Below are 1,000 nucleotides of genomic sequence, written 5' to 3'. Positions count from 1 at the left end.
CAATACCTTGTAATCCTTGCGGTCCAACTGCTCCATCAATTCCGTCTTTTCCGTCAGCTCCGTTGGTTCCAGCGATACCTTGTAAACCTTGTGGCCCAACTGCTCCATCAATTCCGTCTTTTCCGTCAGCTCCGTTGGTTCCAGCGATACCTTGTAAACCTTGTGGCCCAACTGCTCCATCAATTCCGTCTTTTCCGTCTTTTCCATCAGCACCGTTTGCTCCAGCAATACCTTGTAATCCTTGCGGTCCAACTGCTCCGTCTTTTCCGTCAGCTCCGTTGGCTCCAGCGATTCCTTGTAATCCTTGTGATCCTACTGCTCCGTCAACTCCATCTTTTCCGTCAGCTCCGTTTGTTCCAGCGATACCTTGTAATCCTTGTAATCCTTGTGGTCCTACTGCTCCGTCAACTCCATCTTTTCCATCAGCTCCGTTGGCTCCAGCGATTCCTTGTAATCCTTGCGGTCCTACAGCTCCGTCTTTTCCGTCAGCTCCGTTTGTTCCAGCGATTCCTTGTAAACCTTGTGGTCCAACTGCTCCGTCAACTCCGTCTTTTCCGTCAGCACCGTTGGCTCCAGCGATTCCTTGTAATCCTTGCGGTCCAACTGCTCCGTCATTTCCGTCATTTCCGTCAGCTCCGTTAGTTCCAGCAATACCTTGTAAACCTTGTGGTCCAACTGCTCCATCAACTCCGTCTTTTCCATCAGCTCCGTTAGTTCCAGCGATTCCTTGCAAACCTTGTGGTCCTACAGCTCCGTCAATTCCGTCTTTTCCATCAGCTCCGTTTGTTCCTGCAATACCTTGTAATCCTTGTGGTCCAACAGCTCCATCAATTCCATCTTTTCCGTCTTTTCCATCAGCACCGTTTGCTCCAGCAATACCTTGTAATCCTTGCGGTCCAACTGCTCCATCAATTCCGTCTTTTCCGTCAGCTCCGTTGGTTCCAGCGATACCTTGTAAACCTTGTGGCCCAACTGCTCCATCAATTCCGTCTTTTCCGTC

General features: G+C 50.1%; 1 pseudogene. It reads right to left on the bottom strand.

Features of this window, described 5'->3' with window-relative positions:
• A pseudogene (locus ACHRV0_RS21550) lies at nucleotides 1-1,000 on the bottom strand (hypothetical protein); the annotation flags it as partial.

It is taken from the genome of Flavobacterium sp. FlaQc-30 (assembly GCF_044005885.1).
Classification (GTDB): Bacteria; Bacteroidota; Bacteroidia; order Flavobacteriales; family Flavobacteriaceae; genus Flavobacterium.
The sequence above is the reverse complement of the archived record's forward strand: the minus strand, read 5'-3'. Positions and strand labels throughout refer to the sequence as shown.